36 protein-coding genes are annotated in these 21627 nt (G+C 62.6%); all 36 read right to left on the minus strand.

The window, feature by feature from the left end; all coding sequences use genetic code 11:
- Positions 1-158 precede the first annotated feature (158 nt).
- The 36 genes from ptsN to rplD all read right to left on the minus strand — a co-directional run bounded on the left by ptsN (position 159) and on the right by rplD (position 21624).
- A complete protein-coding gene (ptsN, locus tag CHB97_RS08430; RefSeq protein WP_089287526.1) occupies positions 159-617 on the minus strand; it encodes a PTS IIA-like nitrogen regulatory protein PtsN in 459 nt (152 codons plus the stop codon).
- Between the two features lie 72 nt (positions 618-689).
- Positions 690-1310: a ribosome hibernation-promoting factor, HPF/YfiA family gene (gene hpf / locus CHB97_RS08435; protein ID WP_089287527.1), complete on the minus strand. Its 621-nt coding sequence runs from the start codon at positions 1308-1310 to the stop codon at positions 690-692.
- A 118-nt stretch (positions 1311-1428) separates the two neighbouring features.
- Positions 1429-2958 (minus strand): RNA polymerase factor sigma-54, encoded by a 1530-nt coding sequence (gene rpoN, locus CHB97_RS08440; protein WP_089287528.1) that lies wholly within the window; start codon positions 2956-2958, stop codon positions 1429-1431.
- A 183-nt stretch (positions 2959-3141) separates the two neighbouring features.
- On the minus strand, positions 3142-3783 hold the full coding sequence (locus tag CHB97_RS08445; protein WP_160105690.1) for an NrsF family protein: 642 nt from the start codon (positions 3781-3783) through the stop codon (positions 3142-3144).
- Positions 3776-4354: a sigma-70 family RNA polymerase sigma factor gene (locus CHB97_RS26335; protein ID WP_160105692.1), complete on the minus strand. Its 579-nt coding sequence runs from the start codon at positions 4352-4354 to the stop codon at positions 3776-3778. The genes CHB97_RS08445 and CHB97_RS26335 overlap by 8 nt, the downstream gene beginning before the upstream one ends.
- Before the next feature lie 8 nt (positions 4355-4362).
- Complete coding sequence (locus CHB97_RS26340; RefSeq protein WP_160105694.1) at positions 4363-4647, minus strand: hypothetical protein; 285 nt, start codon at positions 4645-4647, stop codon at positions 4363-4365.
- A 14-nt stretch (positions 4648-4661) separates the two neighbouring features.
- Positions 4662-5156: a DoxX family membrane protein gene (locus tag CHB97_RS08455; RefSeq protein ID WP_089287531.1), complete on the minus strand. Its 495-nt coding sequence runs from the start codon at positions 5154-5156 to the stop codon at positions 4662-4664.
- Positions 5153-5899: a DNA-binding domain-containing protein gene (locus CHB97_RS08460; RefSeq protein WP_160105696.1), complete on the minus strand. Its 747-nt coding sequence runs from the start codon at positions 5897-5899 to the stop codon at positions 5153-5155. Before CHB97_RS08460 ends, CHB97_RS08455 begins: the two co-directional genes overlap by 4 nt.
- The gene (locus tag CHB97_RS08465; RefSeq protein WP_089287533.1) at positions 5893-6753 is read right to left on the minus strand and encodes a DUF692 domain-containing protein; all 861 of its coding nucleotides are present in this window, start codon (positions 6751-6753) and stop codon (positions 5893-5895) included. Before CHB97_RS08465 ends, CHB97_RS08460 begins: the two co-directional genes overlap by 7 nt.
- A gap of 25 nt (positions 6754-6778) precedes the next feature.
- Positions 6779-7075, minus strand: a complete 297-nt coding sequence (locus CHB97_RS08470) for a DUF2282 domain-containing protein (RefSeq protein ID WP_089287534.1) — start codon at positions 7073-7075, stop codon at positions 6779-6781.
- A gap of 100 nt (positions 7076-7175) precedes the next feature.
- Entirely contained in the window at positions 7176-7835 is a 660-nt protein-coding gene (locus CHB97_RS08475; protein ID WP_089287535.1) for a glutathione S-transferase family protein, read from the minus strand.
- 174 nt (positions 7836-8009) lie between these two features.
- Complete coding sequence (rplQ, locus tag CHB97_RS08480) at positions 8010-8438, minus strand: 50S ribosomal protein L17 (protein ID WP_089287536.1); 429 nt, start codon at positions 8436-8438, stop codon at positions 8010-8012.
- A gap of 156 nt (positions 8439-8594) precedes the next feature.
- Positions 8595-9629 carry a DNA-directed RNA polymerase subunit alpha gene (locus CHB97_RS08485; protein ID WP_279308146.1) on the minus strand — a complete coding sequence of 345 codons (1035 nt, stop codon included), beginning with the start codon at positions 9627-9629 and terminating at the stop codon, positions 8595-8597.
- Positions 9630-9768: 139 nt separating this feature from the next.
- Positions 9769-10164, minus strand: coding sequence for a 30S ribosomal protein S11 (gene rpsK, locus CHB97_RS08490; RefSeq protein ID WP_089287538.1), 396 nt, complete (start codon positions 10162-10164; stop codon positions 9769-9771).
- A 17-nt stretch (positions 10165-10181) separates the two neighbouring features.
- Positions 10182-10550, minus strand: coding sequence for a 30S ribosomal protein S13 (gene rpsM, locus CHB97_RS08495; protein WP_089287539.1), 369 nt, complete (start codon positions 10548-10550; stop codon positions 10182-10184).
- Between the two features lie 369 nt (positions 10551-10919).
- A complete protein-coding gene (locus tag CHB97_RS08500) occupies positions 10920-11564 on the minus strand; it encodes an adenylate kinase (RefSeq protein ID WP_089287540.1) in 645 nt (214 codons plus the stop codon).
- Complete coding sequence (gene secY / locus CHB97_RS08505) at positions 11561-12928, minus strand: preprotein translocase subunit SecY (RefSeq protein ID WP_089287541.1); 1368 nt, start codon at positions 12926-12928, stop codon at positions 11561-11563. The genes CHB97_RS08500 and secY overlap by 4 nt, the downstream gene beginning before the upstream one ends.
- A gap of 326 nt (positions 12929-13254) precedes the next feature.
- On the minus strand, positions 13255-13737 hold the full coding sequence (rplO, locus tag CHB97_RS08510) for a 50S ribosomal protein L15 (RefSeq protein ID WP_089287542.1): 483 nt from the start codon (positions 13735-13737) through the stop codon (positions 13255-13257).
- A gap of 35 nt (positions 13738-13772) precedes the next feature.
- Entirely contained in the window at positions 13773-13964 is a 192-nt protein-coding gene (gene rpmD, locus CHB97_RS08515; RefSeq protein ID WP_089287543.1) for a 50S ribosomal protein L30, read from the minus strand.
- A complete protein-coding gene (gene rpsE / locus CHB97_RS08520) occupies positions 13965-14585 on the minus strand; it encodes a 30S ribosomal protein S5 (protein ID WP_089287544.1) in 621 nt (206 codons plus the stop codon). It abuts the gene before it with no gap.
- A 10-nt stretch (positions 14586-14595) separates the two neighbouring features.
- Positions 14596-14958: a 50S ribosomal protein L18 gene (gene rplR / locus CHB97_RS08525; protein WP_089287545.1), complete on the minus strand. Its 363-nt coding sequence runs from the start codon at positions 14956-14958 to the stop codon at positions 14596-14598.
- A gap of 11 nt (positions 14959-14969) precedes the next feature.
- Positions 14970-15503: a 50S ribosomal protein L6 gene (gene rplF / locus CHB97_RS08530; protein WP_089287546.1), complete on the minus strand. Its 534-nt coding sequence runs from the start codon at positions 15501-15503 to the stop codon at positions 14970-14972.
- Between the two features lie 11 nt (positions 15504-15514).
- Complete coding sequence (gene rpsH / locus CHB97_RS08535) at positions 15515-15913, minus strand: 30S ribosomal protein S8 (RefSeq protein ID WP_089287547.1); 399 nt, start codon at positions 15911-15913, stop codon at positions 15515-15517.
- Between the two features lie 13 nt (positions 15914-15926).
- Positions 15927-16232 (minus strand): 30S ribosomal protein S14, encoded by a 306-nt coding sequence (gene rpsN, locus CHB97_RS08540; protein WP_089287548.1) that lies wholly within the window; start codon positions 16230-16232, stop codon positions 15927-15929.
- Positions 16225-16785, minus strand: coding sequence for a 50S ribosomal protein L5 (rplE, locus tag CHB97_RS08545; protein WP_089287549.1), 561 nt, complete (start codon positions 16783-16785; stop codon positions 16225-16227). The genes rpsN and rplE overlap by 8 nt, the downstream gene beginning before the upstream one ends.
- An 8-nt stretch (positions 16786-16793) precedes the next feature.
- Positions 16794-17114 carry a 50S ribosomal protein L24 gene (gene rplX, locus CHB97_RS08550; protein ID WP_211098329.1) on the minus strand — a complete coding sequence of 107 codons (321 nt, stop codon included), beginning with the start codon at positions 17112-17114 and terminating at the stop codon, positions 16794-16796.
- A complete protein-coding gene (gene rplN, locus CHB97_RS08555; protein ID WP_029013613.1) occupies positions 17111-17479 on the minus strand; it encodes a 50S ribosomal protein L14 in 369 nt (122 codons plus the stop codon). Before rplN ends, rplX begins: the two co-directional genes overlap by 4 nt.
- Before the next feature lie 69 nt (positions 17480-17548).
- Positions 17549-17797 carry a 30S ribosomal protein S17 gene (rpsQ, locus tag CHB97_RS08560; RefSeq protein ID WP_089287551.1) on the minus strand — a complete coding sequence of 83 codons (249 nt, stop codon included), beginning with the start codon at positions 17795-17797 and terminating at the stop codon, positions 17549-17551.
- Between the two features lie 15 nt (positions 17798-17812).
- Positions 17813-18022 carry a 50S ribosomal protein L29 gene (gene rpmC / locus CHB97_RS08565; protein WP_089287552.1) on the minus strand — a complete coding sequence of 70 codons (210 nt, stop codon included), beginning with the start codon at positions 18020-18022 and terminating at the stop codon, positions 17813-17815.
- A complete protein-coding gene (gene rplP, locus CHB97_RS08570; protein WP_089287553.1) occupies positions 18019-18444 on the minus strand; it encodes a 50S ribosomal protein L16 in 426 nt (141 codons plus the stop codon). Before rplP ends, rpmC begins: the two co-directional genes overlap by 4 nt.
- Positions 18445-18486: 42 nt before the next feature.
- Positions 18487-19164: a 30S ribosomal protein S3 gene (gene rpsC / locus CHB97_RS08575; protein WP_089287554.1), complete on the minus strand. Its 678-nt coding sequence runs from the start codon at positions 19162-19164 to the stop codon at positions 18487-18489.
- Complete coding sequence (gene rplV / locus CHB97_RS08580) at positions 19164-19562, minus strand: 50S ribosomal protein L22 (protein ID WP_089287555.1); 399 nt, start codon at positions 19560-19562, stop codon at positions 19164-19166. The genes rpsC and rplV overlap by 1 nt, the downstream gene beginning before the upstream one ends.
- Positions 19563-19564: 2 nt before the next feature.
- Positions 19565-19843 carry a 30S ribosomal protein S19 gene (gene rpsS, locus CHB97_RS08585; RefSeq protein ID WP_029013607.1) on the minus strand — a complete coding sequence of 93 codons (279 nt, stop codon included), beginning with the start codon at positions 19841-19843 and terminating at the stop codon, positions 19565-19567.
- Between the two features lie 11 nt (positions 19844-19854).
- A complete protein-coding gene (gene rplB, locus CHB97_RS08590; RefSeq protein WP_089287556.1) occupies positions 19855-20679 on the minus strand; it encodes a 50S ribosomal protein L2 in 825 nt (274 codons plus the stop codon).
- 10 nt (positions 20680-20689) lie between these two features.
- The gene (locus tag CHB97_RS08595) at positions 20690-21007 is read right to left on the minus strand and encodes a 50S ribosomal protein L23 (RefSeq protein WP_089287557.1); all 318 of its coding nucleotides are present in this window, start codon (positions 21005-21007) and stop codon (positions 20690-20692) included.
- Complete coding sequence (rplD, locus tag CHB97_RS08600; protein WP_089287558.1) at positions 21004-21624, minus strand: 50S ribosomal protein L4; 621 nt, start codon at positions 21622-21624, stop codon at positions 21004-21006. Before rplD ends, CHB97_RS08595 begins: the two co-directional genes overlap by 4 nt.
- Between the last annotated feature and the right edge of the window lie 3 nt (positions 21625-21627).

The raw sequence follows: 21627 nt of genomic DNA on the forward strand, positions 1-21627 counted from the left end.
AGCGTCTGTTCGTCCCCGTGGCCCCTGGACCCCCGCTTTCGCGGGGGAGGCAACAGAGCGTTGGATAATTATTCCTCCACCGCCTCCCCCCCAAAAAACAAAAAAGGGCGGCACCCGCACGGATGCCGCCCTTTTTCTTTCAACAACCGTAACCCGGCTTACGCCGCGTTGCTATGTTCCGTCTGGACCAGCACCGCGTAAAGCGCATCACCGGATTCGGCCCCGCGCAACTTGTCGCAGAGAACCTGATCCCGCAGCAGGCGTGACACGCGGGCCAGCGCCTTAAGATGGTCCGCCCCCGCCCCTTCCGGGGCCAGCAGCAGACAGATCAGGTCCACCGGCTGTTCGTCGATGGCTTCAAAATCGACCGGCTTTTCCAACCGGGCGAAAATCGCCATCACGCCGGACAGGCCGGGCAACTTGCCGTGTGGGATACCGATGCCACGGCCCACGCCTGTGGTGCCCAGCCGCTCCCGTTCCACCAGCACGTCGAAAATGGCGCGTTCATGCTGGCCGGTCAGTTCGGCCGCCTTCTTCGCCAGTTCCTGCAAAGCCTGCTTTTTGGAGCCAGCCTTCAGGTTCGGGAGGATCGCCTCCGGCTTCAATAGATCATTCATCGCTGCCGGAAACGTCTGTTGCGGGGAAGGGGAATGGGAACGCAAGGAAACAGACATGGGGTACAGATCACCTTATTGCTTCACGGGTCCGGGGGTGCCAGCGGGATCGACCCAGCCGACATTGCCATCCGGACGGCGGTAGATCATGTTCAGACCGCCGTGTGCCCGATTACGGAACATCAAAGCGGGCAAATCCGCAAGGTCCATCCGCATCACCGCTTCGCTGACGGTCAGCATTTCGATGGCTGTTTCCATCTCCGCGACAACGACCGGCTGATGTCCGTTGACTTCGGCGGTGCTTTCCGCCTCCTCCTCAAAAACCTCTGGATCGGCCCCATCAGCCTCCAGAATGTATTTACGCGCGGACGTTACTGGCAACTGGGCCAGCGTCTGGCGCTCATGATGATCCTTCAACCGGCGCTTGTAACGACGCAGGCGCTTGGCCACCTTGTCCGCCGCCTCCTCAAAGGCCGGGTAGGGCTCATTCGCCTGGGCATTGGATTGCAACAGGATGCCACGCCCGACATGAACCTGAATATCCGCTTTGTACAGATTCGCATCCTTGGACAGGATGACCGTCGCCTCCATAGGGTTGCCGAAATATTTGCCCACCAAGTTTGCTAGCTGATCCTTCACGTGGGTCCGCAGAGCATCGCCCACATCCAGTTGCTTGCCTTTGACGGTGACTTGCATATTCGACCTGTTCTTTCAGGGCGCGTAAACCGTTTTCGGGGAACCACCATCCGGGACTGGCATCCAGAACCGGGAGAAATCCAACGGACGGGTCTTCCTCGAACGGTCAGCGCAGGGTCTACAACCCAAGGGCCTTCTCCCGACGGCGCTGGACTGAAGAGGGGATCTTCATACCCTCACGATACTTGGCAACGGTCCGACGTGCAATGTCGATCCCATCAGCGCGGAGAATTTCGACAATTTTATCGTCGGAAAGCGTGTCATCCGCCTTCTCCGCATCGATCAGAGCCTTGATGCGGAAGCGCACCGCCTCTGCGGAATGCGCGGCCTGACCGTCCGCCCCCTGGATGGCGGAGGTGAAGAAATATTTCAGTTCAAACACGCCGCGCGGGCTGGACAAGAACTTGTTGGTGGTCACGCGGCTGACCGTGCTTTCATGCATTCCGATGGCTTCGGCGATGTCGCGCAGAATCAGCGGCTTCATGAATTGCAGCCCATGCAGGAAGAAAGCGTCCTGTTGCCGCACAATCTCCGTCGCCACCTTCAGGATGGTAGTGGCACGCTGATGCAGGCTTTTCACCAGCCAGCTGGCCGACTGAAACTGTTCGGCGATATATTCCTTTTCCTGTTTGTTGCGGGCGCCGGCCAGCACGCGGCTGTGATAGCGCTGGTTGACCAGCACGCGCGGCAGCGTGTCCGTATTCAGCTCCACCAGCCAGCCGCCGCCGGGGGCCGCTCGCATCAGGATATCCGGCACCACCGTCTGTACCGGCTCAAAATCAAAGGAAAGCGCCGGCTTGGGGTTCAGCGCCTTGATCTCCGCCACCATGTCGGAGAGGTCTTCGGCATCGCAGCCGCACACTTTCAGCAATTGCTGAAGATTGCGGGCGGCCAGCAGCGGCAGATGGTCCAGCAGCGCCTGCATACAGGGGTCCAGCCGGTTCTTTTCCCGCAGCTGGAGTGCCAGACATTCGGAGAGCGTGCGGGCGAAAATGCCGGCCGGATCGCAGCGCTGCAGCCGGGCCAGCACGGCCTCCACCCGGGCCAGTTCGCAGCCCAGCGTGCTGGCAATTTCCGCCAGATCGGCGACCAGATATCCAGTTTCGTCCAGATGATCCATCAGGGCATAGGCGACCAGACGGTCCATCGGGTCGGGCAGATCCATCTTGATCTGCTCTTCCAGATGGTCGCGCAGCTTCGGCCGCTCGGTCAGGGTCGCCTCAAACCCGCTCTCATCATCCTCAAACCCGCCGCTGCGCGACGACCAGTCGCCGAACTGTTCGCCCGATCCCAGCCCCGCACCATCCAGATCGGCAACAGAACTGTTGGTGTAGACATTCTCGAAATCCGTATCCAGCGGGGCATCACTGTCCGATGCCATGCGGTCGCTGGTGGCCAATTCCACTGTGTCGGCCACCCGTCCTTCCGGCATGGGGGCCGGCGCCTCTTCCCTGTCCACACCGTCGGGGGCGGCATCGGTCCATTCGCCTTCCGCCCGTTCCAGCAGGGGATTCTGCTCCAGTTCCTTATCGACGAAATCGGCCAGTTCCATATTGGAGAGCTGCAGCAGCTTGATGGCCTGCTGAAGCTGCGGCGTCATCACCAACGACTGGGACTGTCGAATATCAAGCCGCTGTTGGAGCGCCATTTCGCAGTAAACACCAATGCTGAGGGAGGGGGCCCGCCCGACACGACAATACGTCCAGGCCGGCAGCCGATGAAACTACCGACAACAGTACGAATGTCGGCAGCATATCGCAACAGCTACCGCCAAAAGGGGAATATCATTGCGCTAAAGGCGTGCCGTTCTGCCCGAACGGCAATGATATGGTCAACCACGCTTCCAGCGGAAAACCGCGCGTCCCAGCGGGGCCAGCAGCGGTCCGGCGGCCAGAATCGCCAGGATTTGCACCAGCATCAGCAAGGGTGCCTCAAACCCGTCATGGATCAGCCGTTCGCCGAACAGGGCCAGGCTGCCCCCTGCCACCAGCAGCAGCCCCATCATCCGCACCGGTGCGATGGGTGCCGCGCGGCGCATGTCCCAGGCCAGCAGGCAGGCGCTGCCGATGCTGATCACCGGGAAACAATAGGGGCAGAAGATTTCCGAAAAATCGGTCACGGCCATCGCTTCCCCCATCGGGCCCAGGCTGGCCCAGATGGCGGACACCCAGAATCCCAGAATCGGCAGCCAGACCAGCTTGCCCCACCATTCCCGCCCCGGCACGCTGAAGGTGATGCCGGCATAGGCCGCCGCCAGCGCCGTGCCCAAGGCCAAGCCCTGCTGCGCCAGCCAGAGCGGTTGGCGGATCACCGCCGCAAGATCGGGCCGCACCCCCTCGATCCCCACCATCAAAAGCACCAGCGGCAGGCACAGGCACAGCCAGCGCAACAGGCGCCAGCGCGGGTGGGGCAAGCGGCGCACACCATCGTCACGGGCGGCCAACTGGTCGATCAGGCGGGCGGTATCAGTCATGGTCATTCTCCCGGCCCAGCATCTGGCGCAGGCTGGCAATGCCGCGATGCACCGCCACCTTCAAGGCCCCGACACTGATGCCGCTTTCGGCCGAGGCGTCGCGCAGGCTCATCCCCCGTATTTTCAGCATGTCCAGGGCGGCGCGCTGCCGATCCGGCAATTGCGCCAGCAAGGGGGCAAGCTCCCGTCCTTCCCCCTCCTCGACGGCGGGTTGCGGCACGTTTTCCAGCAACTCCGGATCATGGCCCTGGGCCTCCACATCGCGGCGGCGATAGGTGCGGCGCAGGGCATCGGACAGGCGGTTGCGGGCAATCGCCTGCAGCCAGGGCAGCACCGGCCGCCCTGGCTGATAGGTGGCGCGGGCCTGGTGCAGGCTCAACAGGCAATCCTGCACGAAATCATCAAGATCGGCGGCGCTGGCCAGCTTGGCCCGGCCCATGCGGCGCAGCAGCGGCAGCACCGCATTCAGGAAGGCGGCATAGGCACGCCGGTCCCCCTCCTGCGCCGCCACCAGCAGGGCGGCCAGTTCGCCTTCCTCCATCGCCTCCCGGCTGACGCTTGACGCGCGCAAGGGCGGGGTCAGTTCTGCGGCGGCTTGCTGTCCTTCACCCCGTGCTCGTCCAGGAACGCCTTGAATTTCTTGGCATCCACGAAATAAAGGTCCAGGCATTCGTTGAACTTGTCCTGGTCCTTGATGGCACGGCAGAGCCGTTCCGCCTCCTCGTAGGCCTGCTGCTTGGCGGTCTTCTCCGCTGCCGTCAGGCCGGGGGTGGGTTTGGCCGGTTCCGTCTGCGCCCCGGCGGAGAAGCCCAAACCAAGGCAGAGTGCCAGCCCCAGGCCGGTAGAGATCAGGATATGTCGCAAGGCTTGCCCCCATCTCAGCTGGCCTTGTCCGCCCGCCGCCAGCGCCGGGCGATGAACGCATCCAGCGACAGCAGGCCGGGACCGGCCACAATCAGAACGACAGCGATGATCATCCATGGAATCTGTTCCCCCGCAACGGCAATACCATTTTCCATTCCCTGAACCGTGCGGCCGATGACAAAGAACAGGCTGGCCGCCATCACCCCCAACCCCGCCGCGGCCAGCCGGCCCGTCAGCCCCAGCAGCAGCAGGGCCCCCAGCACCAGCTCCGCCCCGGTGGTCAGCGGGGCCGCAATGGCCGCCGACAGGAAGGGGACGGGATGGATTTCTGTGAACAGGAAGGATTGCGCATCCCAACTGCCCAGCCGGTGCAGCCCCGCCTTTAGGAAGGGCAACCCCAGCCAGACACGGCCGCTGACAAGGATTATTGCGGCAACGTAACGGCTGACCGCCGGCAGGCTCAGGCTGGGACCAGGATCGATAACAAAGCGGAATAATCGTTCAATCATGGGGCCGCATCCTCCGTCCGGGTCAGCAGACCCTGGTTCAGCAGAAAAGCCAGCGCCGCCGGCAGGTCCAGCAGCCCGGCGGCCAGGGCCGACTCCGCCGCCGCCAACAGCCCCTGCCCCGCCGCCAAGCCCGTCAGCAGGGTCAATACCCCACCATCCACCGGGCAGGCCGCCACCCGCAAATCAGTGCCGCGCCAGATCAGCGCCCCGGCGGGGGGCGACTCGAACGGGTTAATCACAACGGCCAAGTCCGGCCGAAGCGGCAGCCAGGGATCAGGGTCAACCCCCGCCAGCAGGCTGACGGAGGGCACTGGCCGCAAATCCAGCCCCCCCAGCCGGTCCGGCGGGATCAGCGCCAGGGCCGCCGGGCTCAGGGCCTGGGCATCGGCGGCGAAATAGGCCCGATGCGCCGACCAATCCAGCCGCGCCATCCCTTGCAGGGCGGGCGGCACAAGCTCGGCGAATCCGGCGCCATAGGCGGACAGCACGGGCAAGGCGGGCGGCTGTTCCCGCAGGAAACGGGTGGCAAGGGTGGCAAACCCCGCCTCCCCCATCTCCGCATGAACCGCCGGATAGGCCTGGGCCAGCACGCCGGTCAACGCGGCGGTGACGGTGGCCGTGTGCAGGTAAAGGGCCCGCACCGGATCAACGGTCGCCGGGGCCAGCCCGGCGGCGACGCGGGCAAAGCCCGCCGCATCGCCATAGACCGCCCCCAGCATGGCCTGCTGAAGCTGTTTCAGCATGGCCCTGCCTCCTCCAGCAGCGCCTGGGCCTGGGCCGCCTCCCCCAGCAGCACGGGCAGCGGCGGCACGTCCGTATCCCATTCCACCAGGGTGGGCCGGGGGCCGATCAGCCGCAGCGCCTGGGCATAAAGCGCCCAGACGGGATCGGATACCGGGGAGCCATGGTCATCCACCAGCAGCACCGCCTCTTCGACCATTACCCTGGCATGACCGGCCAGATGATATTGACCGACAGCGGCAGCCGGGAACCGGGCCAGCAGGCTGGCCGCGTCCAGCCCGCGATTCTGGCAGCTGACATAGAGATTATTGATATCCAGCAGCAGGCCACAGCCAGTGCGTGCCACCAGCGCTGCCAGAAAATCCGCCTCATCCATCTCATCGGCCTGGAAGCGGAGATAGAGGGAGGGGTTTTCCACCAGCAGCCGGCGGCCCAACCCCTCTTGCGCGCGTTCGACATTGCGCGCCACCACCTCAAGGCTTTCGCCATTCAACGGCAACGGCAGCAGGTCCGGCGCGTGCATCCCCTCCACCCCGCACCAGGCCAGATGGTCGGAAATCAGCCCTGGTTGAAACCGGTCATAGAGGATGCGGAGCCGGGCCAGATGATCCCGCGACACCCCCTCCGCCGCCCCCAATGACAGGGCGACGGAGTGACAGGAGAGCGGGTAATCGGCCCGGATACGCTCCAGTTGCGCCAAGCGCGGCCCCCCGGCGCAGAGATAATTCTCTGAATGCACCTCCAGCCACGACACCTCCTGCGGTGCCGTCAGGAAATCCAGCACATGGGCGTGGCGCAGACCGATGCCGGCCGCAAGCGGCACGGCTTCGGGGCGGTGGCTGGGGGCGGGCCGCATGGCGCGCTGGTTCCGCCGGTCCCGCTTACTTGGCCGCCTTCTTGGGGTTGGTGCCCTCAAACGGGGTCAGGCTGCCGCCTTCGGCCTCGCAGGCGGCCTTGGTGACGGCCTTGAAGTCCTGACCGCTGTAATTGACCTTCGACTCGGTGGCACAGGAATGGCCGGCCGCCTTGTTGGCGCAATCATTCTCGCCGGCCTTGGCGATGCCGTAGCACTTGACCTTTTCCTCAGCATGGGCCGGCACGCTGATGGCGGCCAGCGACAGCGCACCGGCAACGGCGGCGCCCAGGGACAGGATGGTCAGGCTGGTGGCGGACTTCATGGCGATGGCTCCTTGATGATCAGATCGGTGGGACCGGAAGCGGCCCCACCCTGTCATTCGTCGCCACCCGGAAAAGGTTACGCCGGTCCGATAAAATTTTTCACCGCGCGATCATCGTCTGGGCAGTCTTCACCAGTTCCTCCCCACTGACCACGCGCGGCGGCTGATTCAGACCGGCGGCACAGCCGGGACGGGCGGCGATCTGGTTGATCCAGCGGGTCAGATGCGGCAGGTCATCGATGGCGACACCCGACCAGTCATGCGTGCGCGCCCAGCACCAATTGGCGATATCGGCGATGGAGAAATCACCAGCCAGATATTCATGGGACGCCAGATGCCCATCCAGCACCGTCAGCAAGCGCTTGGTTTCGTTCTGATAACGCTGGATGGCCGGTTCGATCTTTTCCGGAAAATAGCGATAGAAGACATTGGCCTGCCCCATCATCGGGCCCACGCCCCCCATCTGGAACATCAGCCATTGCAGCACCCGGCTGCGGCCCTTGGCATCGGCCGGCAGCAACCGGCCGGTCTTTTCCGCCAGATAGACCATGATCGCGCCCGATTCGAAGACGGTAAAATCCTCCGCCCGATCGACAATCACCGGGATGCGACCATTGGGATTCATGGCCAGGAACCAAGGTTCCTTCTGCTCCCCCTTGGCCAGCGCCAGCACATGCACATTGTAGGACAGGCCCAACTCCTCCAGCGTGCAGGAGACCTTATAGCCGTTGGGCGTGGCGGCGGTGTACAGGTCGATCATGGCGATTTCCTCAAGCCTGGTTTCTTGGTCTGCATCAACATCCTACGCCCTTGCAGGGCGTTTGACAGGCATGATCAGCATTGACCGACAGGCGGTGCTGCATCCGCCGCGCACAAGCAAAAACCCGCCGGGTTGCCCCGGCGGGTTTCTGTCATACGGACCTGAAAGAACCGATCAGACGGCGGCTTCTTCGCCGTCCTCGTCCTTCACCAGCACCGGGCCGCTATCCAGGCCCTTGGCGGCCTGATCGCGGTCAACCAGCTCGATGACGGCCATCGGGGCGTTGTCGCCATAACGGAAGCCGGCCTTCAGAACGCGGGTGTAACCACCGTTGCGGTCCTTGTAGCGCTCAGCGATCACGGTGAACAGCTTGTCCACAATGGCGTTGTCGCGCAGCTCGGCATAGGCCAGACGCTTGTTGGCGAGGCCGCCCTTCTTGCCGAGCGTGATCAGCTTTTCGACGATCGGACGCAGATCCTTCGCCTTCGGCAGGGTGGTCTTGATCTGCTCGTGCTTGATCAGGGCGTTGGCCATGTTGGAGAACATGGCGAGACGGTGGGAGGTGGTGCGGCTGAACTTACGCCCGGACATACCGTGACGCATGGGTGCTCTCCTTGCATAGCGTGGCCCCGCTGGGCGGAACCGATGGCGATCCCCGCAGACGCCGGTACCCTGTCGGGCCAGTACGGCGGGGGTGGGCGGAATGCCCTGGGTAAAACAGGGAGCGGAACCTAGAAGGCTCCGCCCGTAAAATCAAGCTCAGTACGGCTCTTCCAGACGCTTGGCCAGATCCTCGATATTCTCGGGCGGCCAGTTCGGGATTTCCATGCCGAGATGCAGACCCATCTGGGCCAGCACTTCCTTGATCTCGTTCAGCGACTTGCGGCCGAAGTTCGGGGTACGGAGCATCTCCGCCTCGGTCTTCTGCACCAGATCGCCGATATAGACGATATTGTCGTTCTTGAGGCAGTTGGCCGAGCGAACCGACAGTTCCAGCTCGTCCACCTTGCGCAGCAGGTTCTTGTTGAAGGGGATTTCGTCCGCCTTCGACTCGGCCACCGCTGCCTGGGGCTCCTCGAAATTGATGAACATCTGCAACTGGTCTTGCAGGATACGGGCGGCAATGGCCACCGCATCTTCCGGCGTGACGGCGCCGTTGGTCTCAACGGTCAGCAGCAGCTTGTCATAGTCCGTGGTCTGGCCAACGCGGGTGTTTTCCACCTTGTAGGCGACCTTGGTGACGGGGGAGAAAATGCTGTCCACCGGGATCAGGCCGATGGGGGCATCTTCCGGACGGTTCATGGCGGCCGGGACATAGCCCTTACCGGAATGAACCGTCAATTCCATGTTCAGACGCGCGCCGGCATCCAGCGTGCAGATCAGGTGATCGGGATCCAGCACCTCGATATCGGCACCGGTATCGATCATGCCGGCAACAACGTTGCACGGGCCTTCAGCGCGCAGCCGCATCCGGCGCGGGCCTTCGGCGCCCATCTTCAGGGCCATCGCCTTGATGTTCAGGACGATGTCGGTGACGTCTTCACGGACGCCCGGGATCGAGGAGAATTCGTGCAGCACACCATCGATATGGATCGAGGTGACGGCAGCGCCCTGCAGCGAGGAGAGCAGAACGCGACGCAGGGAATTACCGAGCGTCAGGCCAAAGCCCCGCTCCAGCGGGCCGGCGACGATGACGGCTTCACGCTTCGGGTCATTACCCGGCGTGATTTCCAACTTGTTCGGCTTTTCGAGAGTCTGCCAATTCTTCTGGATCACGGCTATGCCTCTTGCCATCGGGTCAAAGCAACATTCCGGCACACCACGGCCCCAACGGCTTTCGCAGATGGGGCCAACCGTTCAATGCGTGGGTGGGCGCGATGGCGTGCGCCCACCTTTCCCGAACGGTGCGGGTGCCGGAATGCCTCGGTCTGGATCAGACGCGGCGCTTCTTCGGCGGACGAACGCCGTTGTGCGGGATCGGAGTCACGTCACGGATGGACGTGATCTGGAAACCGATCGACTGCAGCGCGCGCAGAGCGGATTCACGGCCCGAACCCGGACCCTTGACTTCCACTTCCAGCGTCTTCATGCCGTGTTCCTGAGCCTTGCGGCCAGCGTCCTCGGCAGCCATCTGGGCGGCATAGGGCGTCGACTTACGCGAACCCTTGAAGCCCATGGTACCCGACGACGACCAGGCAATGGTGTTGCCCTGCGCGTCGGTGATGGTGATCATCGTGTTGTTGAAGCTGGCGTTCACGTGAGCGACACCAGAGGTGATGTTCTTGCGCTCGCGACGACGGAGACGAGCAGCGGCGTTGGGCTTTGCCATTTATCTGGTCTCCCGTCTTACTTCTTCTTGCCGGCGATCGGCTTCGCCGGACCCTTGCGGGTACGGGCGTTGGTGTGCGTGCGCTGACCACGGACCGGCAGGCCCTTACGGTGACGCAGGCCGCGATAGCAGGCCATGTCCATCAAACGCTTGATGTTCATCGCGGTTTCGCGGCGCAGGTCGCCTTCCACGCGATAGTCGGCGTCGATGGTTTCGCGGATGCGCAGAACTTCATCGTCGGTCAACTGGTTGACACGACGTTCGGCCGGGATCCCAATCTTTTCGCAAATCTCGCTTGCGAACTTCGGGCCAATGCCATGGATGTACTGAAGGGCGATCACCACACGCTTCGCGGTGGGGATGTTCACGCCAGCGATACGCGCCACGTGTCTTCTCCTCGTTATGGTGCGGCGACTGCCGCACCGTCTTCGTCCACATCCCGCCTGCCATGCCCGTCACCCGTGGCGGGGCGATCAGGAGGCTTCGGGACATCTCATCCGAAGAAGTCCCGGCGAACCGGGGTCTTCAAATGCCTATGCATGAAAAAGCACCGACCCCGGGCATCAGCCCTGGAACGGCGTTCATCATGCATATCCAATCCTGTGACGGATTGAAGGCGCGCAGTATAGGCAGACCTTGGCCCCTGTCAAGCCGCACGCCAGGGCGACCCATGCGACCTTGGCCACCCTCCCCCCCAAAAGCGAAGGGGCGGCGCCTGACGGCCCGCCCCCTGACTTTCAGATATCGCCCAATGCTCAGCCGATGATGGCTTCCAGCTGGCGGGTGACCTCATCGATCTCCGCCATGCCGTCCACCTGCTGCAACACACCGCGCTCACGGTAATAAGGCAGGATGGGCGCCGTATCACGCTCATAGGCTGCCAGACGCTTGCCGAAGGTTTCGGCATTGTCATCCGCGCGGCGGGTGAACTCAGTAGAGCCGCAATTATCACAGACACCAGCCACCTTGGTGGGGTGGAAACTGTCGTGATAGCCGGCACCGCACTTGGCGCAGGTGAACCGGCCGGTGACGCGGGTGACCAGGGCCGGGCCATCCACCTTCATCTCGATCACATGATCAAGCTTCAGACCCTTCTCTTCCAGCATGATGTCCAGCGCCTGCGCCTGCGGCACGGTGCGCGGGAAACCATCCAGGATGAAGCCCTTGGCGCAATCCGGCTGATCGATCCGCTCGGAGATCATCTGGATCATCACCTCGTCCGGCACCAGCTGCCCGGCCTTCATGATGGCGTCGGCCCGCTGGCCCAGCGCGGAACCGCTGCGCACAGCGGCGCGCAGCATGTCCCCGGTGGACAGTTGGATGGTGCCGTACTTCTTTTCCAGGCGTTGGGACTGCGTCCCCTTACCGGCCCCCGGCGGCCCCAACAGGATCAGATTCATCCACGTCTCCCACGCAGCTTGGCCTTCTTGATCAGGCCTTCATACTGATGCGCCAGCAGATGGGAATGAACCTGGGCCACGGTATCCATCGTCACCGTCACCAGGATCAGCAGAGAGGTACCGCCGAAATAGAAGGCGGCGCCATATTCTGCCATCAGGATTTCCGGCAACAGACAGACGACCGTGATATAGGCAGCCCCGATCACCGTCAGACGCGTCAGCACAAAGTCCAGATAGTCGGCCGTGTTCTTGCCGGGCCGAATGCCCGGAATGAACCCGCCATATTTCTTCAGGTTCTCGGCCGTCTCGGTCGGATTGAAGACAATGGCGGTATAGAAGAAGCTGAAAAACACGATCAGCGCAGTATACAGCAGCATGTAAAGCGGCGTGCCATGCGCCACATGCCGCGTCACCATCTCCAGCGCGGTCGACCACCAGGAGCCGTTACCGGTACCGGCATTGGCGCCGGAGAAGCCCACCATGGTCAGCGGCAGCAGCAGCAGCGACGAGGCGAAGATCGGCGGAATGACGCCGGCGGTGTTCAGCTTCAGCGGCAGATGCGAAGCCTCACCGCCGAACATCTTGTTACCGACTTGGCGCTTCGGGTACTGCACGATCAGGCGGCGCTGCGCACGTTCGAAGAAGACGATACCGGTAATCACAATCACCGCCAGCACCAGCATGGCGATGATGAACCAGCTGCTCATGGCGCCGGTGCGGCCCAGCTCCAGAATCTGCGCGAAGGCGCGCGGCAACGCTGCCACGATACCGGCAAAAATGATCAGCGAAATGCCGTTACCCACGCCACGGGCCGTGATCTGCTCACCCAGCCACATCAGGAACATCGTGCCGCCCACCATGGTCAGCACGGTGGAGATGCGGAAGAACCAGCCGGGATCAATCACCACCGACCCACCGGCCTGATTCATGCCCTCCAATCCCAGCGCGAGGCCATAAGACTGCACCAGGGCCAGCACCACGGTCAGGTAGCGGGTATATTGGTTGATCTTCTTGCGGCCCGATTCGCCTTCCTTCTTCAAGGTCTCCAGCGTCGGCGACACCGCCGTCATCAGCTGGATGATGATCGAGGCGGAGATATAGGGCATGATGTTGAGCGCAAAGATGCTCATACGTTCGACAGCACCGCCGGCGAACATATTGAACATGCCCAGGATGCCGCCCGCCTGATTGGCGAAGAAGCTGGAAAAGGCGCCGCTATTGATGCCCGGCAGCGGGATATAGGTTCCCAGCCGGTAGACGATCAACGCCCCCAGGGTGAACCAAATCCGCTTCTTCAATTCGGTGGCCTTGGAGAAGGCACCGAAATTGATATTGGCGGCAAGTTGCTCGGCAGCTGATGCCATGAAAGGCCCCTTGAAGTCGCACACCCGGCCGGCACATCCGGCCACTCTTAAACATGGCTTTGAACAGGGCCAGCGCGTCGCGGTCAACATGAAAGTGACATGGCGGGGCATTAAGCGCGCGTTACGCCACGCCCGCCAGCCCCACAGCACGCCAAAGCCATACACCCCTTACCGCTTAACCATATTTGGCGCGGGGGTCAATGCGACAAGCGCCCCCCGGTACCATGGTCGCATGGCGCCGCGCGCATAAGAAATGCGGATAGCCTAAATGAAACAAGGCCCCGGGTTGCCCCGGAGCCCTGCTCCAACATCGAACCTGACGTCGATCAGGCCTCAGTGGCTTCTTCCGCCACCGCGACCTTCACGCTGCCACCGGCGGCTTCGACGGCGGCGATGGCGCCGGCAGAAGCACCGGCCACGTCAAACGTGGCCTTGGCAGTGATCGTGCCCTTGTTCAGCAGACGCACGCCATCACGGGCGGCGCGGGCCAGACCGGCCGCAACCAGCACATCGGCGGTGATCGTCTCGGCGGCGTTCAGGCGACCATCATCGATGGCCTTCTGCACGGCGCCGACATTGACCACAGCGTAGTCCTTGGCGAACGGCACGTTCGAGAAACCGCGCTTCGGCAGACGGCGATGCAGAGGCATCTGGCCGCCTTCGAAGCCCTTGATCGAGACGCCCGTACGGGACTTCTGACCCTTAACGCCACGGCCACCGGTCTTGCCCTTGCCGGACCCGATGCCGCGACCGATACGCATGCGACCCTTGCGGGCGCCTTCGTTTTCGCGGATTTCGTTGAGCTTCATGGTGTCTATCCTTCAAGCCGTATCGGGGAAGCCTCTTACGAGGCCTCCTCGACGCGCACGAGGTGCCGAACCTTGTTGATCATCCCGCGGACGGAGGGGGTATCCTCCAGCTCGCGGGTGCGGTTCAGCTTGTTCAGACCCAGGCCGATCAGGGTGGCGCGCTGGTCGCCCTGGCGACCGATCGGACTACCGATCTGGGTCACGACGATGGTGGACTTGTCAGCCATTTACGCGGCCTCCTTCTCACCTTCGCGCTTGCCGAGAATATCGGAAACGCGACGGCCACGACGGGCGGCCACAGCACGCGGGCTGACGCACTGCGCCAGGGCGTCGAAGGTCGCCTTGATCATGTTGTGCGGGTTGGAAGTGCCGACCGACTTGGTCACCACGTCCGCGACGCCCAGGGCTTCGAAGATGGCGCGCATCGGGCCACCGGCGATGATACCGGTACCCGGCGGGGCTGCACGCAGCACGACCTTGCCGGCACCGAAGTGACCGTACACATCGTGATGCAGCGTGCGGCCTTCGCGCAGCGGCACGCGGATCATCGACCGCTTGGCCTGATCGGTGGCCTTGCGGATGGCTTCCGGCACTTCACGGGCCTTGCCCGAGCCGACGCCGACGCGACCCTTGGCGTCACCGACAACGACGATGGCGGCGAAGCCGAAGCGACGACCACCCTTCACCACCTTGGCGACGCGATTGATCCCGACGAGTTTCTCGACGAGATCGTCGCCTTCGCGCTCCTCACGACGATCGCGGTTTTCACCACGGTCGCGGCGTTCGCCGCGATCGCGGTTCCGCCGCTCACCCTCGCCGCCGGCCGCGCTGTTCTCATTACGAGCCATTGCTACCCCCTTAGAACTGCAGGCCGGCTTCGCGGGCGGCGTCGGCCAAAGCCTTCACACGACCGTGAAACAGATACTGACCGCGATCGAACACGACGGCGCTCACACCCTTGGCCAGGGCGCGTTCGGCAATCAGCTTGCCGACGGCCTTGGCCGCTTCGATGTCCGCGCCGGTCTTGAGGGCGTCGCGGAGATCCTTGTCCAGGGTCGAGGCAGCGGCGAGCGTATGGCCCGCCGTGTCGTCGATGATCTGGGCATAGATGTGCTGGCTCGACCGGAAGACCGAGAGACGAACGCGACCACCCGCGAACTTGCGGATCCGGGTGCGCACCCGCGCCTTGCGACGCTGGTTGAGATCCTGTTGCTTGCTCATCGACGACCGCCTTACTTCTTCTTGCCTTCTTTGCGGACGATGATCTCGTTCTCATACTTCACACCCTTGCCCTTGTAGGGCTCAGGCGGACGATAAGAACGGATCTCCGCAGCGATCTGACCCACCTGCTGCTTGTCAGCACCAGAGATCGAGATGGAGGTGGGCTTCTCGCACTTCATCGTGATACCCGCGGGAATCGGGTAACGGATGTCGTGGCTGAAGCCCAGGTTCAACACCAGCTCCGAACCAGCAACGGCGGCCTTGTAGCCGACGCCGGTGATTTCGAGATTCTTGGTGAAGCCCTTTTCCACACCGGTCACCAGATTGGCAAGGTTGGTGCGGGCGGTGGCCCAATTCTGACGAGCGCGAACCGTTTCGTTGCGCGGAGCGACGACAAGCTTGCCATCCTCCAGCTTCGCTTCGATCTCGTCGATAAGGATGAGGCTGAGCTGACCCAGCTTACCCTTGGCGGTGACAGTCTGACCGGTGACCTGAACGGTTACCCCGGCCGGAACCGGCACCGGATGCTTTCCGATACGCGACATGGCCGTGCTCCTTAGAACACCTTGCAGAGGACTTCACCGCCAACATTGGCGGCGCGGGCCTCGTTGTCAGACATGACGCCGCGCGGCGTCGAGAGGATCGCGATACCCAGCCCGTTATACACGCGCTGCAGATCGGCGATCTTGGAGTAAATCCGGCGGCCCGGCTTGGAAACGCGATGCACTTCCTTAATGACCGGTTCGCCTTCGTGGTACTTCAGCTCGATGCGAAGATTGCTCACACCGGGCTTCACATCCTCAACGGAATAACCGCGGATGTAGCCTTCGCGCTTCAAAACTTCCAGCACATTGGTGCGGAGCTTGGAGGCCGGGCTGCTAACGACCGACATGCGGGCTTTCTGACCGTTACGAATACGAGTCAGCATATCGCCCAGGGGATCGCTCAGGTTCATTACCCGACCCTCCTTACCAGCTGGACTTGGTCATGCCCGGGATCTGGCCATTGCTGGCAAGATCACGCAGGGCGACGCGGCAGAGACGGAACTTGCGATAGAAGGCGCGCGGACGCCCCGTCAGTTCGCAACGGTTCCGGATGCGGGTGCGGCTGCCATTGCGGGGCAGCTGCGCCAGCTTCAGCACGGCCGCGAAACGCTCGTCATCGGGCAGATCACGGTTGCGGGCGGTCGCCTTGAGGGCGGCGCGCTTTTCGCGGTGCTTCGCCGCCAGCTCGGTGCGACGCTTGTTCTTCTCGACAGAGCTCTTCTTAGCCATGATTCCCCGCCTCCCCGATGAACGGCATCTGGAAAGCCTTCAAGAGAGCCTTGGCTTCCTTGTCGGTCTCAGCCGTCGTCACGAAGATGATGTCCATGCCACGGATTTCATCGATCTTGTCGTAATCGATTTCCGGGAAAATGATCTGTTCCTTCAGACCCATGGCGTAGTTCCCCCGGCCATCGAAGCTGGTCGCCGGGATACCGCGGAAGTCGCGGACGCGGGGCAGCGCGATGGTGACCAGACGGTCCAGGAACTCGTACATGCGGTCACGGCGCAGAGTCACCTTGCAACCGATGGGCATGCCTTCACGCAGCTTGAACTGCGCGATGGACTTGCGGGCCTTGGTGATCACGGGCTTCTGACCGGTGATCGCAGCCAGCTCAGCAGCAGCCGCGTTCACCTTCTTGCTGTCGCCGGCGGCTTCGCCGACACCCATGTTGATAACGATCTTTTCCAGGCTCGGAATCTGCATGTCGTTGGCGTAGTTAAACTCCGCCTTCAACTTGGCCCGGATGACCGTATCGTACTGTTCCTTCAGACGGGCAGCCATTGTGCGCCTCACTGGTCGATCACTTCACCGGAAGCCTTGGCGAAGCGAACCTTGCGGCCGTCCTCCAGGGTCCGGAAGCCAACGCGGGTCGGCTTGTTGGTCTTCGGGTCGATGTGCGCAACGTTGGACACGTCCAGCGCAGCTTCGATCTCGACGATGCCGCCCTGCTGCATCGGGGTCTGACGCTGGTGCTTCTTCACCAGGTTGACACCGCGCACCTTGACGCGACCTTCGGTCGGCAGCACTTCGATGACTTCGCCCGTCTTGCCCTTGTCCTTGCCAGCGATGACAACGACACGGTCATTCTTGCGGATCTTCGCAGCCATCAGAGCACCTCCGGCGCCAGCGAAATGATCTTCATGAACTTCTTACCGCGCAGCTCACGAGTGACCGGCCCGAAGATACGGGTACCGATCGGCTCACCCTGCTTGTTGATCAGCACGGCAGCATTGCGGTCGAAGCGGATGACGGAACCGTCTTCACGACGCAGTTCCTTGGCGGTGCGAACGATGACGGCGCGATGCACATCACCCTTCTTCACGCGGCCGCGCGGAATCGCTTCCTTCACCGACACGACGATAACATCGCCGATGGCGGCGAAGCGACGACCTGCGCCGCCCAACACCTTGATGCACTGCACCCGGCGCGCGCCGCTATTGTCGGCGACCTCCAGGTTGGTTTGCATCTGAATCATGGAATGGCTTCCTTATGTATTCAGCTGTTTTGGCCAATGAAGACCGGCGGCCGAAGCCGCCGGGTTCAATCAGCCGTTGTCGGCGACCGGAGTCGCCAGCACGGTCCACCGCTTGGACTTGGAAATCGGACGGCATTCTTCGATCTGGACAGTGTCCCCGATCTTGACGCTGTTCGACTCGTCGTGAGCGGCGTACTTCTTGGACTGCTTGATGAACTTCTTATACACGGGGTGCATAACGCGGCGCTCGACCAGTACAGTGACGGTCTTGTCAGCCTTGTCGGACACCACGGTACCCTGCAGGACGCGACGGGGCATCTTGTAACCCCTCCCTTAGGACGCGGCGGCAGCAGACGCAGTCTGCTGGCCGAGAATGGTCTTGATGCGGGCGATATCGCGACGCACCTCACGAACCCGCGCCGTGTTCTCCAGCTGGCCAGAGGCCTTCTGGAAACGCAGGTTGAACTGTTCCTTCTTGAGCGAGAGGAGCTGATCGTTCAGCTCGTCTGCGCTCTTGGCCCGAAGGTCGGTAGCCTTCGTCATGCCTCACCCCCTTCACCCAGACGGGTGACCATACGCACCTTGATCGGCAGCTTTGCAGCGGCCAGTTCGAAGGCGCGCTTGGCGAGATCCGCCGGCACACCGTCGAGTTCAAACATGATACGCCCCGGCGCAACGCGGGCCGCCCAGAATTCGGGCGAACCCTTACCGGAACCCATTCGCACTTCCGCCGGCTTGGACGAAACGGGCAGATCCGGGAAAATCCGGATCCACACGCGGCCCTGACGGCGCAGGTGACGGGTGATGGCGCGACGCGCAGATTCGATCTGACGTGCCGTAATACGCGCCGGCTCGACAGCTTTCAAGCCGAAAGCGCCGAAATTCAGCGTGGTGCCGCCCTTGGACGCGCCGTGAATACGGCCCTTGTGCGCCTTGCGGTACTTAGTACGCTTCGGACTCAGCATGGCATGTAGCCTTCTCTATATCCCTGCCAGTATCCGGACGTCTCAGCGGACCGGGGTCTGATCCGCGGCGCGCTTGTCCTGCGCCATCGGATCGTGAGCCAGGACTTCGCCCTTGAACACCCAAACCTTGACACCGCAGGTGCCGTAGGTGGTCATCGCGGTACCAACACCATAGTCGATGTCGGCGCGCAGCGTGTGCAGCGGCACGCGGCCTTCACGGTACCATTCGATACGCGCAATCTCAGCCCCGCCCAGACGGCCGGAGCAGTTGATACGAATACCCTGGGCACCCAGACGCATGGCGGACTGCACGGCGCGCTTCATGGCGCGACGGAAAGCCACACGGCGTTCCAGCTGGCTAGCGATGTTCTCGGCGATCAGACGCGCATCGAGCTCCGGCTTGCGGATTTCGACGATGTTCAGATTCACCTCGGAACCGGCCATCTTCGACAGTTCGGAGCGCAGCTTTTCGATGTCTGCGCCCTTCTTGCCGATCACCACGCCCGGACGGGCGGTGTGGATGGTCACGCGGGCCTTCTTAGCCGGACGCTCGATCACCACGCGGCTGACACCAGCAGCCTGCAGGCGAGCCTGCAGGTACTTGCGCAGACGCAGATCCTGGTGCAGCAGCTTGGCATAGTCGCGATCAGCGAACCAGCGGCTGTCCCAGGTGCGGTTGATACCGACGCGAAGGCCGATCGGATTGACTTTCTGACCCATTACTCAGCGGCCTCCCCGGCCTTCTCCTCGACGCGCTCACGAACGATCACGGTCAGGTTGCTGAACAGCTTTTCGACGCGAGCACCACGACCGCGAGCGCGGGCATGGAAACGCTTCATAACCAGGGCCTTGCCCACGGAAGCGTGCGAGACGAAAAGACGATCAACATCCAGCTGGTGGTTATTCTCGGCGTTCGCGATAGCGGACTGGAGAACCTTCTTCACCTCACCGGCGATGCGGCGCTTGGAGAATGTAAGAAGGGCGACGGCTTCACCAGCGGACTTTCCACGGATCAGCTGTGCAACCAGGTTCAGCTTCTGCGGGCTCGTGCGGATCATTCCGCCGAACGCCGAGGCCTCAGTCTCGCTGAGGCGCCGCTCTGCAGCAGGCTTGCCCATGATTACTTCCTCTTCGCCTTCTTGTCGGCCGCATGGCCATAGAACGTCCGGGTCGGCGAGAACTCACCGAACTTATGACCGATCATATTCTCAGTCACCAGCACCGGCAGGAACTTCTGGCCATTGTAGACGCCAAAGGTCAGACCAACGAAATGCGGCAGAATGGTGGAACGACGCGACCAGATCTTGATGATCTCGTTGCGGCCGGACGCACGCGCCTTGTCTGCCTTCTTCAACAGGTAGCCGTCTACGAACGGCCCCTTCCAAACGGAACGAGTCACGGCAGCACTCCTTACTTAGCGCGACGACGGATAATGAGCTTATCCGTGGCCTTGTTCTGACGCGTCTTCTTGCCCTTAGTCGGCTTGCCCCAGGGGGTGACCGGATGACGACCACCGGAAGTGCGGCCTTCACCACCACCATGCGGGTGATCGATCGGGTTCATGGCAACACCACGAACCGACGGACGCTTACCCAGCCAGCGGTTACGACCAGCCTTGGCGATCACCACGTTGGACTGGTCGGGGTTGGAGACGGCGCCGATCGTGGCCATGCACTCGCCGCGAACCATGCGCAGCTCGCCCGAGGGCAGCTTCAGCTGAGCATAGCCCTGGTCGCGACCGACCAGCTGCAGGTAGGTGCCGGCGGAACGCGCCAGCTGACCGCCCTTGCCCGCCTTCAGCTCCACATTGTGCACGATCGTGCCAACGGGAATGTTCTTCAGCGGCATGGCGTTGCCGGGCTTCACGTCAACCTTCTCACCAGCGATGATCACATCGCCAGCCTTCAGGCGCTGCGGCGCCAGAATGTAGGAGAGCGTGCCGTCCTCATACTTCACCAGAGCGATGAAGCCGGTACGGTTGGGATCGTATTCCAGACGCTCAACCGTCGCCGGCATGTCGAACTTGCGACGCTTGAAGTCGACGATACGGTAGGTGCGCTTGTGACCGCCGCCGATACGGCGGGCGGTGATACGACCCGTGTTGTTACGGCCACCCGAGGAGGAAAGACCCTCGGTCAGCATCTTGACGGGCTTGCCCTTGTACAGCTCGGAGCGATCCACCATAACCAGCTGGCGGAGGCTCGGCGTAATGGGACGGAAAGTCTTCAGTGCCATCGCTCTGTCCTCACACCCCGGTGGTCACGTCGATCGTGCTGCCCTCGGCGAGGGTGACCACGGCCTTCTTGTAGTCCGACCGGCGACCGATCGTCCCACGGAAGCGCTTGGTCTTCCCCTTGACCACAACGGTATTAACCGCCGTGACCTTCACCTTGAACAGGCCTTCGACCGCGGCCTTGATTTCCGGCTTCTTCGCATCCAGACGCACCTTGAAGGTGACCTGGTTATGCTCGGAGCCCATGGTGGCCTTCTCGGTGATCACGGGCGCGACGATCAGATCGTACATGCGCTCGGCCGAGACAATCGTCTTCTTGGCAGTGCTCATTTCAGGCGAGCCTCCAGCTGCTCGACGGCATTACGCGTCAGGACGAGAACGTCCTTGCGCAGAATGTCGTACACGTTGGCGCCCTGCTCCGGCAGCACATCGATGTGCGGGATGTTGCGAGCGGCGCGGGTGAACTGCTCGTTCAGGTTCGCACCGTCGATGATCAGAGCAGAGGTCAGGCCCAGGGCCTGCAGCTGGCCGAACAGCACCTTGGTCTTGTGCGTTTCGGTAACAGCGCTCTCCAGAACGACCAGCTTGCCTTCAGCAGCCTTGACCGACAGGGCGGTCTTCAGCGCCAGCTTGCGGACCTTCTTGGTCATGTCATGTTCGTGGGAACGAACGACAGGCCCGAAAATGCGCGCACCGCCACGGAACTGCGGCGAGCGCAGCGAGCCCTGACGAGCACGGCCGGTGCCCTTCTGGCGCCACGGCTTCTTCGTGGTGCCGGAAATGTCGGAAATGCCCTTGGTCTTGTGCGTACCGGCGCGGCGCTTGGCGAGCTGCCACAGCACCATGCGCGCCAGGATGTCCTGACGAGAAGGCAGGCCGAACACGTCTTCCGACAGCTCGATCTCGCCAACGGTCTCGTTATTCAGGTTCTTAACGGACGTCTTCATTTA

Source organism: Azospirillum sp. RU38E (genome assembly GCF_900188385.1).
Lineage (GTDB): Bacteria > Pseudomonadota > Alphaproteobacteria > Azospirillales > Azospirillaceae > Niveispirillum.